Here is a 12091-nt window from a genome sequence, read left to right on the forward strand (position 1 = left end):
GCGGGTGAAAGAAGAGGAACGAAAAGCATTAGAGAAAGCTATTGCCGAAATAACAGAAATTGCTGAAGGGTTTGGTTTAGACTTTTATCCGATGCGTTACGAAGTTTGTCCAGCAGATATCATTTATACGTTTGGGGCATACGGAATGCCGACAAGATTTTCACATTGGAGTTTCGGCAAGCAATTTCATAAAATGAAGATTCATTATGATATCGGATATCGGTTTAAGTAAGATTTACGAGCTTGTCATTAATTCCAATCCGTGCTACGCATTTTTGCTTGATTCAAACTCGCTAATTCAAAATAAATTAATCGTTGCGCACGTGTTAGCACATTGCGATTTTTTCAAAAATAACGTTCGTTTTCAAAATACGAAGCGGGATATGGTTGAAAGTATGGCAGCTACTGCGGAAAGGATTCGTCAATATGAGATTGAACACGGCAAGCACGAGGTGAAAATTTTTTTAGATGCTGTATTAGCCATTGAAGAACATATCGACCCATCCCTTATACGGCCAAATTTAGCTTTGAGCGATGAAGATGAACAAGAGTACGAAGAAGAAGAAAGGCTTGCACCTACACCATATGATGATCTGTGGAATTTAGACATTGAAAAGGAGGAAAAACCGAAGCAACGAAAAAAAAGGAAGAATTTCCCACCGAACCCAGAAAAAGATTTAATGTTATTTATTGAGCAGTATAGCAGAGAGCTGTCTGATTGGCAGCGAGACATTTTAACAATGATGCGCGAGGAAATGCTCTACTTTTGGCCGCAGCTCGAAACGAAAATTATGAACGAAGGGTGGGCGTCTTATTGGCATCAGCGGATTTTAAGAGAGATGGATTTAACCACTGGTGAAGCAATCGAATTTGCAAAGTTAAATGCTGGAGTCGTTCAACCGTCACGCACAAGCATTAATCCATATTATTTAGGATTGAAAATTTTTGAAGATATTGAAGAACGTTGGAATAAGCCAGCAGATAAAATGAAAGCACGAGGTATAAAGCCTTGCTCGGGCCGTGAAAAAATATTTGAAGTAAGAGAAATCGAGTCTGATACTTCATTTATCCGCAATTATCTCACGAAAGAATTAGTTCATCGTGAAGATTTATATTTATTCCAAAAGAAAGGGAAGGACTATAAAATTGTCGATAAAGATTGGGAAAAAGTTCGCGATCAACTTGTAAATATGCGAGTAAACGGTGGTTTTCCTTACATTACTGTAAATGACGGTGACTATTTACAAAACGGAGAACTTTTCTAAAAACACTCCTATGAAGGAACTGAGCTTGATATTAACTATTTAGAAAAAGTACTTCCTTTTATACATCAACTATGGGGACGAACTGTTCATTTACAAACCGTTGTTGAAGAAAGACCAATGCTGTTTTCGTATGATGGGCGAAGTGTCATGAGAAAGTATTTATAAGAGAATAAATTTTCGGAAAATATGTCTATTTACGTCGTAAACGCCATTGTGTATAATGAAATTATAGTAAAAAAGGCGACCATGGTGCGGTTACACCAATGGCCGCTTGTAATAGTTGATCCTTTAAGGGGATCCGTATAATGGAGAAATAATCCACCCTATTTTATAAATGAAGGGTGGATTATTTGTTATTGTGAAATGACAGTACAGCCATAAATAAGTTCGTAAAAGCAACCGAAAACATTAAAGCTTCAAATACTGTCATCGGATATCACCCCTTTTCCGTTGGGAGTGAATACCGATCACCCTTATAAAGGCTTCAACTATTACAATTAGATTATAACATTTTACTAGTGGGAATAGAAGTTTGATTTTTCTAATTATTAGAATAATAACAACTACTGGTTGTTTCAGACAGTTATCAAACGAACGAACTCAGAACAGCGCCTTTTCTATTCGCTTTGGCCTCGCCTGACATGTTTTTGTCACTATTGATTTTTCTTCTTCGGCATATTCAAACCTCATTTTAGCTTTCCATACATAGTTGTATTCTTACAGAACTGTAAGATAACTATTGGTTTTAATGTAAGATTCATCGATTAAACTTTAGTAGAGCATTGATAGGGAGGGAACAAACAAGCATGAGTTTATTAAAAATTAGGGGGTTAACAAAAAAATACGGTACCGGAGAAAGTGCCATTTATGCATTAAAAAATGTTGATTTACTTGTAGAGCGGGGTGAATTTATTGCTATTGTCGGCGCATCTGGATCTGAAAAAAGCACGTTACTACATTTAATCGGCGGATTGGATAAACCGACAGAAGGCTCCGTTTATATAGATAATGAAAACATAAGCAAATTAGATCAAAATAAAGCATCAATTTTTAGACGGAGAAAAATCGGGGTTATTTTTCAATCATATAATTTATTGCCGATTTTGAATGTGCAAGAAAATATTGAATTGCCTGCTTTATTAGATTCAAAAAAAATTGACAAGTCATATTATCGGGAGCTTATTCAGTTATTAGGATTATCAGATCGGATTGATCATTTGCCATCTGAGCTTTCAGGGGGTCAGCAGCAAAGAGTTACAATTGCTAGAGCGCTCATTAATAAACCTGCTTTAATATTAGCAGATGAACCGACAGGAAACTTAGATAGTAAAAACAGTAAAGAAGTAATAGACTTACTTAAAATATCCGCAAAACGTTATCATCAAACATTACTTATGATTACTCACGATACAAAAATTGCCGAACAAGCTGATCGGATTTATAACGTTAAAGGACGGAGCGATTGTAAATGATGAAAGCCAGTCTGTAAGGGGGTGATAACGATGAAAAATTATTACCAAATTATTTGGAAATATTTCAAAGTGAATTCAAAACGAACAATTCTTACAATCATCGGGATTATCTTATCCGTCGCTTTAATGACTACGATCGGTTTATTTTTACTCAGTTTACAAGCTAACATGGTCGAAACTGAAAAGCAAATTAACGGCGGATATCATATTATGTTTAAACGAGGAGATGAACAGCTATTAAAGAAGCTTAAAGGTCATCCTCAAGTGGACAAGGTTGAAATGGTGGAAAATGCGGAAAGGGTGGTTATTGAAAACCGTTATTTACAAGTTCAAAAAATGACTAATCTTGAGAAAGAATTATTGCCATATCATCTTGAGAAAGGCCGACTACCGAAAAATAAAGATGAAATTGCGATTGAAACATGGGTACTGCCTCAATTAGCAGATAATCCAAAATTAAATGAAAAGATCCCCCTTACCTTTGAAGACGAAGGGAAACGGGAATATATATTAACTGGACTGCTTCGCAACCAGGGGAAGGATGAAGCTATTGCTGTAACGGAGACGAAAGAAGTAAATGTAAATAATGCATCCATTTTAGTAGAAATAAATAAAAAAGCAGATTTGGCAAAAATAGTAAAAGAATTGGCGAAACTGACTGATGAAGATAACTATACAATAAATGAACGGTTGTTAAAATTATTAGGAGGTTCCACGTCAGACAGGTTTAATCAAACGGTATATAGACTAGTGGCATTTGTTATCGCGATGATCGTTATTGCTACGATAGCCGTTATCTACAATGCGTTTCACATTAGTGTTGTTCAAAGAATCCAACATTTTGGGCTTCTCCAAGCAATCGGGATGACGAAAAAGCAATTGCGCGGAATCGTTTTAAGAGAGGCAACATATTTAAGCATCATTTCTATACCGCTCGGTCTTTGTTTTGGGACGATTGCTTATATTACTATTTTTTACCTTTTTAACTCTATGAATGAAACAGTTTTTACAAATTTAGAAATCATTTATTCACCTAACGTATTTATGATTAGTGCACTAATCAGTATGTGTTCAATTTATCTCTCTGCTCTATTACCAGCATGGACAGCGATGAAAATTTCCCCGCTAACGGCAATTAGTCAGCGCCAATCCTTTACAAAAGAGCGCATAAAAAGAAAAAGCTCACCATGGTTTAAAAAATTGTTTGGAATGAATAGTTTGCTGGCATTAAAAAACATGAAGCGGAATCGGAAACGTTTTTATATTACTGTTTCATCAATGATTATTAGCGTCTCATTGTTTATTACCTTTACATCGCTGTTAAAGATGTCAGGGATGTTTATTGAAGATTTAGGAGAAGCAGAAAAGGTAGATTTCGTCATCGTAAATGACAGTGTTAATCATTTATTAACAGATGATTTAAAAGAACGTCTAGCAAGCATTAAAGGGGTAGAAACGATCTACACTGAATATCCAATCGTCCAATCTAATGCCATGTTTGAGGAAAAATTAGTTAATCAAGCAGCAAATGACTTTGAAATCACTCAGTTTAAAATGGATGGGCTGAACTTAAAAATGCTTCATTCTAATATTTATGTCGTAAATGATGAAGAATTAGAAACTCTTTTACAATCAGCCAAGATGAAAGGTTCGAACGATATTCAAAAAATGCATGAAGAAAATGGGATTATTTTAATTAAAAATAATTATTTATTTGATTATGATCAAAACAAAATGATGATTATTGCGATGATTAACGGAAAAGTTGGGACTGAATTTTTTACCGATCCTACGTTTCTATACGAAGAAGACTATAAACCAATTAAAGAAAATTTTATAAAAATGAAAATTTCAGCCATTGCTGAGGATCATCCATATTCATCGAATGGAAATGGGATTAGTTATATAATGCTAAGATCTACTGCAGAAAAATTACTCGATAACGGTGAAGAACTCATTGCTTATTCTTTTAGAATAAAGTTACAAGATAAAAAATATGAAAAAGAAGTTATGGCAAAAATTGAAGAAATAATTGGAAATAATGCGATTTTAAATATTATCAACCAAATTGATGAAGTTCGTGAGCGGCGCGCAATGTTTGTAAAAGTAAATACGCTAGTTTATGGTTTTATTTCGGTTATTACGTTAATCGGTATTATTAATATCGCAAATACAGTGACAACAAATTTATTATTACGGAAAAAAGAATTTGCAATGCTTCAAGCTGTTGGGATGACAGGAAAAGATATTCGTAAAATGATTGCAACCGAAGGAATACTATATGGAATTTTTGGCGCCTTTTTCGGTTCAATTACAGGCGTTGGATGTTCAATTATCCTTTTCACCATTTTATCTGGCATTCGCGGATTTGAGCTAACGATTTATTATGATGTCATTGCAATTGCTACGATTATGTCTATTTTGATCGGTTTAGTTTCAGCTCTTATCCCATTAAGAAAGATAAAAAACCAAAATATTATTGAAAATATACGGGAAATTGATTAAGTCATGATTTAAAGCCGTAAAAATAATACGGCTTTATTCGTGTTTTTAGAAAACAATAGAACTGTCATTTACAATAGAGTGTGAGAGGTGAACGAAGTGATCAAAATTTTATTGCTTGAAGATGATGAAGCGTTAGCAATGGGAATGGAATTTACATTAAAAGAAGAAGGCTATCACGTAGTAAAAGCTGGCCTTGTAAAAGATTGCATTCATATGATTGATAACGAACAGTTTGATTTAGCCCTATTAGATATATCATTGCCGGATGGCAGCGGCTATGATGTTTGTAAATATATTAGAGCAAAAAGCGAGATGCCGATTATCTTTTTAACCGCTTTTGATGATGAGGTAAATGTCGTATTAGGTTTAGAAATTGGCGGGGATGATTATGTCACTAAGCCATTTCGGGTAAAAGAATTAGTCTCGCGAATAAAAGCAGTATTAAGACGCAGTAAAACTAAACAGGTGTATAAAGAAATATTGCGAAGCGGAAATATAGAATTACATACGTTAACAGTCATGTTAAAGAAAAATGGTGAAGATATCCCATTAACCGCTCAAGAATACAAGCTTTTGCTTATTTTTATGAATAATCCAAAGATCGTATTAAGCAAGGATACCATTTTTGAAAAGCTATTGGAAACGTCTACTCCTTTCATGGATGATAATACGTTAGCTGTTTATATTAAAAGACTTCGAGAAAAAGTCGAGGATGTGCCTTCACGTCCGCAATATATCGTTACGCAAAGAGGGCTCGGCTATAAATGGAATATGAACGTCATAAAGGAGAAAAAACATGAGAAACTTAATGAAAAATCCAGAATTAAAAAGAAGCTCAATCTGGCTTGTGATCATCATGATCTTATTTTTATGTATTTCATATGTAGTCATCTCCTTTGTAGCTAATCAATATAAGAAAAGTTTAATAGAAAATAATGCAGTAATTGTTGGAACGATCTTAAAAGAACATCCTGAATGGGAAAATGATGTTGTCCCTTTGGTTACAAAAGGTTTAAATGAACAGGAAAAGCAAGCTGGTTTAAAAGTGTTACAACAATAGGGTTATGATAAGGAATTAGCAATACATTTTATACCTAGTGTGATAAATTTGCAAAACAACTTAATATATATAATATTTGGGATTGTTATTGCTGTATTTATCATTTTATTTATCTTTAATTATGCACAGTTTAAAAGTTTATATCGAAAAATAAATAGTATTACTGAAGTTTCTAATGATGTTCTTGAAGGTCGTCATCAAGTAATCCTTCATGAAAACGAAGAGGGTGAATTTGCAAAGTTAATATATAGCATTAATAATATGAGTGCTTCAATTAGAAATAATATTATGGCGTTAGAAAAAGAAAAGAAATTTCTTGTCAATTTATTATCAGACATATCACACCAACTTAAAACCCCGCTTTCATCATTAATGATGTTTAATGAGTTGCTAACAGAAAGAGAAATAGAAGATGCACAACGAAAACGATTTTTGAAAAGCAGTCAAGTTCAATTGAAACGGATGGAGTGGTTAATTAAAAGCTTATTAAAGCTAGCAAAGCTAGATGCAGGAGCCATTGTCTTTAAAAAAGTAGACCAATCGTTAAATGAAACAATTTCCCAAACGATTGAAATGATTAAAAAACGCAGTGAAGAGGAAAAGGTAGAGATTAAACTAATAGAAAGCGAAGATATTCATATGGCACACGATCGGGAATGGCTAAGTGAAGCGCTTATGAATATGATTAAAAATGCAGTAGAACATACTGAAAAAGATGGGTGTATCACTGTTTCAGTTGAAGACTCGCCATTGTTTTACCGGATTTTTATTTCTGATACGGGTGAGGGAATTGAACCAAATCAATTGCCGCATATTTTTAAACGGTTTTATCGAATTAAGAGCAAAAAGCAAAACGATTCGGTTGGAATCGGTCTTTCGCTTAGTCAATCGATAGTAGAGGGGCAAGGCGGTTTAATCGAGGTTGACAGTATCCTTGGCGAGGGAACGACTTTTCAGATTTTGTTCCCGAAATATTAGGCTATGTGATACAATATCGTGTTTTAGCCTTACATAAATTTAGCCAATAAAATAAAACAGAGTGTCAAATGAGGACACCCTGTTCTATTTAAATTCTTGCTGATATGGTTCTATATGAACATGTACGTAACTATTTCGATGTTGAAGTTGGACTTGGTTTTCAATTTCTTCCGTTATTTCATGACTCTCAACAACGTTTAGCTGTGGATCGACAGAAATAGTGACATCTACAAAAAGGTATTTTCCATGTGTTCGTCCCCTTATATTATTAATCGAACGAACTTCAGGTATCTCGCTAATTATTTTTGAAATACTTATAAGAGTTTTGTTATCAAATCCATCTGTTAATAAAAAAGCTGCGTCTTTAAAAATAACTACCGCTGTTTTGCAAATAATCATGCCAACAATGATGGCTGTTAACGGATCAAGCCATGGTAACCCGATTAAGGAGCCGATAATACCAATAAAAGCACCGATGCTGACAAGGGCGTCTGATCGATTATCGTACGCAGCTGCCTTTAACGATGAGCTGTTAATTTGATTCGCTAGCTTAAGGTTATACCGATAAACAATATACATGACAAAGGCTGAAAATAAAGCCGTCCAAGCAGTTAACATGTTCGGAGCCAGTTGTTCCTTCGTTGTAATCGAAATGGTTGCCTGAAATAAAACTTGAATACCGACTAATATCATAATGAATGCTGCAATTAAAGAAGAAATTGATTCTGCTCGTAAGTGCCCATAATGATGATCGTCGTCAGGAGGTTTTCGAGAAATTTTCAGACCTATCAAAATCGCAATTGAAGCAACAACATCTGTCGAGTTATTTAAGCCGTCTGCTTTTAACGCTTCGGAATTTCCGAAATAACCGACAATCAGCTTTAAGGCAGATAAACATATATAGGCAATAATACTAAACCAAGCACCTTTTTCACCCATTTTTAAATCATTGTATGTATCCATGGAAACTCCTCCAAAACTTTCATCACCTAGCTTAAGCTTATCAAATGAAGCGAATGTGGGTCTAGAGCAATGATGTAAGCTATATCCACGGTTTTTGAGGAGGTGTAAACATGTTGTGTTTATGCAAAGATTACATCATTTTCTTTAGGTGTTCAGTGCAATTAAATAAATGTAAAAACCACTCATGATCGTTCTTTTTTAAAATCGACACGGACGTATTATGTATTTCAATTTCGTTATAATCTTTTAAGATTATTTTTAACATTTTATTAATAGTTATTCCATGACTAATGACAATGATTTTTTTTTCATTTAATGGATGAATGATGTCGTAAAAAAACTGAGCGACTCTCAGTTCGATTTTTTCATTTTCTTCGATGCCATGATGAAGTTCCCGCCAGTATTTTCCCCATTGTGCCATGCGGTCTATTTCGATTGTCCCTTCTAATCTGCCAAAATATCTTTCTCGCAACCGTTTATCAATCATCACTTGTAAACCCATTTTTTCTGCTAAAATATTAGCTGTTTCTTTCGCTCTTTGCAAATCACTAGAATAGATGATATCCCACTTCTCTCCTACTAACCGGTTTGCTAAAGCAAGTACTTGTTCTTTACCTTTTTCACTTAACGGAATGTTTTGATGTCCTTGTAATTTATTTATTTCATTCCATTCGGTTATTCCATGTCTAATTAAAGCTAACGTCGTCACAAAAATTCCCCCTTAACAATACAATCATGATCATACACGACATTCCGCTGTGCTCGCTTATTCCCGTCTAAATAGGGATGCGTATATTTTACATGAATAAAGGAATAGTTCAACTTAAAAAGGGGAGTAATTCGCTCGAGAACATTGCTAAATTTGTTCCTTTTTTTTTTGCTGTGATATAATCAGCCTTAGTTAACGAAATGGCATTTAAAGTGATCGAAAAATATATTGTTTATGGAGTGTGAAGGGATTGTTTAAAGTTGGCGTCGTTGGTCCTTCTCTTTCTGTTGAAAGGATATTAGATGTTGGAAAGGAATTTGAAAGTGAATTAACATTTCTTTCGTATCCGTATCATGAAGCCTATGAAACAACAAAAATTGTAAAAGAGCATGAGAATGAAGTAGACGCATGGTTATTTTCTGGTCCAATTCCATATACAATTGCCAAAGATGCACTTGGAACAGATAAAAGATTAACTGGCGTTTTTTTTCTCGAAACAGGTTTTTATAAATCCTTTTTAAATTTATTTTTTAAAAAAGGAACAATGTTTGAAGGGATTAGTATTGATATTCCGTTAGGCGAAAATGTCGTTGATGAAGCCCTTGCACAGTTAGATATAAGACCTAACAATGTATATGTAAAAAAATTTGATGCTCATATTGATTACATGAAGCTCTACCATCATCATCAACGTCTATGGAAAGAAGGAAAGATTGAAGCTGTTTTAACGTGTTATCCTCAAGTGAAAGAACTTCTTGAAAACGATGGTATCGCAGCAAATTGGATTAGTACAACGCGGCTTGAAACAAGACAAACGTTACAAGTTCTTGTTGAGAAAGCTAGGGCAAAATACTTTAAAAATACACAAATTGCTGTCTGTATCGTTGAGATCGAGGAGGCAAAGGTTCAATCGCAAAAAGACTTTCTTTCTTACGATTTGCAATATACTGATTTAAAAATGAATGAGGAGTTGCTCCACTTAAGCAGAAGCTTAAACGGATCATTTTTAAAGCTTGGAAGCGGCAGTTACATTATTTTCAGTTCTCGTGGCGAAATGGAGCATAAATTACCAGTGTTACAAAAAACTACCGAGGTGTTAATACGTGAATGGAAACGTTCAGTCCTTACTGGAATTGGGTTTGGTGATTCGGCTATTGCAGCTGAGTTTAATGCAAGACGGGCTGTTCAACTTTCAAAGGAGGAAACAGGGAAAAAAATAATGATCATTGACGATGACGGGAGAACTGTTGAATTTATGAACGAAGAAAATATCCTTTCATATGGATCTTCAAGTCATGATGAACTGCTCGTTAAAAAGCTTCAGCATGTTAATGTTAGCGTACAAACTTATGAAAAAGTAAAGGCTTGTGTTGATAAAAAGGGCTGGACATCCTTTACAACGAAAGATTTGGCTCTTGAACTGAATATGAGTGATCGAAACGCACAAAGGATCGTCTCAACTCTTTGTAAAGCTGAGCTCTTAAAAGATGTCGGAGAAACAAAAAAGCATAATAAAGGTAGACCGAGCAAGTTGTATACATTTAGTCGATAAAAAGCTGGCTTTTTAGACTTCGTTTTAAGCATATCAACGAGCATTCTCAATAGTCTTTAGGAACTTAATTTTATGGTTAAACTAAAAGCTTCAAAAAGGAAGCTTTTTTTAGGCTGTTGACAAACGCTCGCATTCTTCGTAGCTTACACTTCGTAGTAAGTTCATGAACTACAAATTTTATTTGCCTCCGCCTTATGCTGCGGAAGTGTTTTCCCCAGTCTGAGTAAAATTGATTTAAATAATGACTTTGTCTGTAAACTCTAAAAAGCTTCAAGAAAGAAGCTTTTTTTATTTTAATTATTGCAAAATTCGGATTACACAAATATAATTGAATTTAACGAAATTGTCGTTAAATATACGTTATTTAAGAAGGAGAGTTTTAAATGGAGGGTAGGCAGCTAGAAGAACAAATCGAAGAAGTCTATGAAAGCGTTATTAAATGGAGAAGATATTTACATCAACATCCGGAATTATCCTTTCAAGAGGTAAACACTTCGCAATTCATTTTTGACACATTATCAAACTTTGAAAATCTCGAATTATCAAGACCAACGAAAACGAGTGTTGTTGCCCGCTTAAAGGGAACAAAGCCTGGAAAACGAGTAGCATTGCGAGCAGATATAGACGCGCTTCCAATTAAGGAGGAAACAGGTCTACCATTTGCTTCTAAAAATAATGGGGTTATGCATGCTTGCGGACATGATGGGCATACAGCAATGCTTCTAGGTGCAGCAAAAGTGTTAAGCGAATCTATTGACGAACTAAGCGGAGAAATTATTTTTATTTTCCAACATGCTGAAGAAGTGCCGCCTGGAGGCGCTCAAGAATTGGTTAAAGCAGGGGTAGTAAACGGTATCGATAAAATAATTGGGATGCATCTTATGCCTGCAATTCCACTAGGTAAAATTGGAATTACACTAGGGGCATCAACAACTGCTTCAGATCTGTTTGATATTATTGTTCAAGGCAAAGCGGGTCACGCATCCTCTCCACAAGACTCGATTGATTCCTTAGCAATAGGGGCGCAAATCGTAAGCAGTTTACATCATATCGTTTCGAGAGATATTTCTCCATTGGAGAGTAGTGTCATTTCAGTAACGAGATTTCATAGTGGTGATGCTTACAATGTCATCCCAGGAACTGCAACAATTGGCGGGTCAGTCCGAAGTTTTTCAGAAGAAGTGCGAGAAAAACTGCGGCAACGTATTGAAGAAGTGGCACAAGGAGTTGCAACAGCATATGGGGCAAAGATCACTTTTCAGTATATGTATGGATATAGTGCAGTAGTCAATGATGAGACTGTTACGAAAGAATTATTAGCTGTTATCAAAAAACAATTTCCAGACAATTGTATCGAGTTTTTACCACCAATGTTAGGTGGAGAGGATTTCTCTGCTTTCAGTAATGAAATCCCTGGGTGCTATATTAGGCTTGGAGCAGGAAATGTAGACAAAGGAATCATCCATCCTCTTCATCATCCGAGCTTTAATATAGAAGAGCTTGCCTTAAAATATGGAGTAAAGATTTATGTAAATGCAGCTTTAAGCTTAACGAAAAGCTGATATGTAAACGTTTTAAAAAGTGAGG

At 34.9% G+C, this 12091-nt stretch carries 8 protein-coding genes and 2 pseudogenes; 8 read left to right on the forward strand and 2 right to left on the reverse strand.

Translation table 11 applies throughout. From position 1 onward, the window contains the following. Positions 1 to 4 precede the first annotated feature (4 nt). From K6959_RS03150 to K6959_RS03175, 6 genes and pseudogenes are all read left to right on the forward strand, one after another. Positions 5 to 1430, forward strand: a pseudogene (locus K6959_RS03150) (SpoVR family protein). A 641-nt stretch (positions 1431 to 2071) separates the two neighbouring features. Further along, a pseudogene (locus K6959_RS03155) lies at positions 2072 to 2762 on the forward strand (ABC transporter ATP-binding protein). A gap of 5 nt (positions 2763 to 2767) precedes the next feature. Further along, the gene (locus K6959_RS03160) at positions 2768 to 5242 is read left to right on the forward strand and encodes an ABC transporter permease (RefSeq protein ID WP_223087599.1); all 2475 of its coding nucleotides are present in this window, start codon (positions 2768 to 2770) and stop codon (positions 5240 to 5242) included. Positions 5243 to 5338: 96 nt separating this feature from the next. Next, positions 5339 to 6148 (forward strand): response regulator transcription factor, encoded by an 810-nt coding sequence (locus K6959_RS03165; RefSeq protein WP_223087601.1) that lies wholly within the window; start codon positions 5339 to 5341, stop codon positions 6146 to 6148. Then, a complete protein-coding gene (locus tag K6959_RS03170; RefSeq protein WP_223087602.1) occupies positions 6099 to 6302 on the forward strand; it encodes a hypothetical protein in 204 nt (67 codons plus the stop codon). Before K6959_RS03165 ends, K6959_RS03170 begins: the two co-directional genes overlap by 50 nt. A gap of 48 nt (positions 6303 to 6350) precedes the next feature. Beyond that, positions 6351 to 7280 carry a sensor histidine kinase gene (locus K6959_RS03175; RefSeq protein WP_223087604.1) on the forward strand — a complete coding sequence of 310 codons (930 nt, stop codon included), beginning with the start codon at positions 6351 to 6353 and terminating at the stop codon, positions 7278 to 7280. An 84-nt stretch (positions 7281 to 7364) separates the two neighbouring features. On the opposite strand, the gene K6959_RS03180 is transcribed toward K6959_RS03175, so the two are convergent. Beyond that, complete coding sequence (locus K6959_RS03180; RefSeq protein ID WP_163238920.1) at positions 7365 to 8243, reverse strand: cation diffusion facilitator family transporter; 879 nt, start codon at positions 8241 to 8243, stop codon at positions 7365 to 7367. Between the two features lie 130 nt (positions 8244 to 8373). Next, on the reverse strand, positions 8374 to 8952 hold the full coding sequence (locus tag K6959_RS03185; RefSeq protein WP_163238922.1) for a histidine phosphatase family protein: 579 nt from the start codon (positions 8950 to 8952) through the stop codon (positions 8374 to 8376). 250 nt (positions 8953 to 9202) lie between these two features. Between K6959_RS03185 and K6959_RS03190 the strand changes: the two genes are divergently transcribed. Further along, complete coding sequence (locus K6959_RS03190) at positions 9203 to 10504, forward strand: hypothetical protein (RefSeq protein ID WP_163238924.1); 1302 nt, start codon at positions 9203 to 9205, stop codon at positions 10502 to 10504. 383 nt (positions 10505 to 10887) lie between these two features. Beyond that, positions 10888 to 12066, forward strand: coding sequence for a M20 metallopeptidase family protein (locus K6959_RS03195; RefSeq protein ID WP_163238926.1), 1179 nt, complete (start codon positions 10888 to 10890; stop codon positions 12064 to 12066). The last annotated feature ends 25 nt before the right edge of the window (positions 12067 to 12091 follow it).

The sequence above is a fragment of the Bacillus aquiflavi genome, assembly GCF_019915265.1.
In the GTDB taxonomy this organism is placed as follows: domain Bacteria; phylum Bacillota; class Bacilli; order Bacillales; family Cytobacillaceae; genus Bacillus_BT; species Bacillus_BT aquiflavi.